Below are 1,522 nucleotides of genomic sequence, written 5' to 3' on the forward strand. Positions count from 1 at the left end.
GAAAGTGAAGTGGTGGGTCTCACGGTGAGACCCACCACTTCGGGTGAATAAACTACTAGGCGCACTTTGCTAGAGCAAGGCGGTCGATGCGCTTTTCCAGCATCAGCAGGTACGACCCGGACAGCAGCTGTGAGGCGGCAGCGGCCTTCTGCTGGGGTGTTCCAAATGCAACGCAGTCCGTCAAGTGCTCGATGGTCTCGGTCGCGTGGAGGGCTTCTTCAAACCGTGGGTCATGCGGCTCCTCCGGGATGGCAGGCTTGTAACGCTCTCGCCAGTCGTGCAGCAGGTCGAGATAATCGGTCAGCACCCGCAGGCAGTAGGCGATGTCTGCCCACTGCTCATCTGTCAGGCCACGCTTGGGCGGCAGCAGGGCGATGGCATTGGCGGGCGGCTTGTCCGGGTCAAGCCCGAAGTCGTGTATCAGCTTCTCGGCGGCTTGCCGGGGGTTCAGGTCGAACAGTTTGGCGGTGAGGTCGATGGCATCTCCGTTGGCCCCACAGCCAAAACAGTAATAATAGGTGTCGTTCAGCTTCATGCTGGGGTCGCTGTCAGAATGGAACGGACAGCACACCATGCCATGGCGGTCGGGCTCCATGCCGTACATCTCTCCCACCTGCCGAACGGTGATGGCGGACTTGATCTTTTGATATAAACTCAAAATTTCTCCTTTGGTCAAAGGTTTTGGCACGGATCGTTTTGATCCCTGCCACGTTCAAAGTCACCGGGGTCCCCCAAATGGGAACTTCGGTGAAGCCGGTCTCCCTTGCTGCCTCCCGACAGGAAATCTTTTTGGACTCTGTGTCGGCCCTATGCAGGGCGCTCGCTCCCCCGATGGGAGGTCTTGGCGGTCTGGGCAGTTCGGACGGTCATTCTGTTGTCAAGGTTCGGTTATATGATTCGGGAGGGCTTTTACGGGAAGCCCTTAATATGTTCGCTGCTGGGGAGTGATATGTTTTCCTTCTGTCTATAGGATAGCACCTCCATGGCTGCTGTGCCGTATATCCATAATGTCGGAAAACAGGTGCAGAAACTGCAAAATTCCACGCTTATGGACAGGAACCGCCGGAAGTGGTATACTGTGCAAAAAACATCGGAGGTGCGACCATGAACATCAAGCTAACACTGGGAGAACGGCTCAAAGACCTGCGTGTGGAGCGGAGTCTGAAGCTGGAAACGCTGGCAGAGCAGACGGGTCTGTCCAAATCGGCATTGTCGAAATACGAGAGTGACGATGTGACCGACCTCAGCATTTATGCGGTGACAACGCTGGCTGAGTTCTATGGCGTGACCACGGACTACCTGTTGGGCGTGACGGAAAACAAAAAACGCCCAGATGCAGTCCTTTCGGACTTGCATCTGAGCGATGGCGCAGTGGACGTATTAAGGAATGGGAATTTCAATCATCGGCTGCTGTGTGAACTTTTGGAACATCCCGATTTTTCCCGGTGGATGACCGACCTTGAGATCTGTGTGGACGGTCTGGTCAGTGACCGCATCCGGGATATGAATGCCATGGTGGAAG

The 1,522-nt window shown here is 55.5% G+C and carries 2 protein-coding genes; one reads left to right on the plus strand and one right to left on the minus strand.

Annotation, left to right across the window (positions count from 1 at the left end; translation table 11 throughout):
• Window positions 1-55: 55 nt before the first annotated feature.
• Window positions 56-658 carry a CHC2 zinc finger domain-containing protein gene (locus tag J3351_RS13960; RefSeq protein WP_242699437.1) on the minus strand — a complete coding sequence of 201 codons (603 nt, stop codon included), beginning with the start codon at window positions 656-658 and terminating at the stop codon, window positions 56-58.
• 446 nt (window positions 659-1,104) lie between these two features.
• Here J3351_RS13960 and J3351_RS13965 point away from each other — a divergent pair.
• A partial coding sequence (locus J3351_RS13965) for a helix-turn-helix domain-containing protein (RefSeq protein WP_207697996.1) occupies window positions 1,105-1,522 on the plus strand: 418 nt, incomplete at its 3' end.

Source organism: Faecalibacterium sp. Marseille-Q0746 (assembly GCF_017377595.1).
Taxonomy (GTDB): Bacteria; Bacillota; Clostridia; order Oscillospirales; family Ruminococcaceae; genus Faecalibacterium; species Faecalibacterium duncaniae.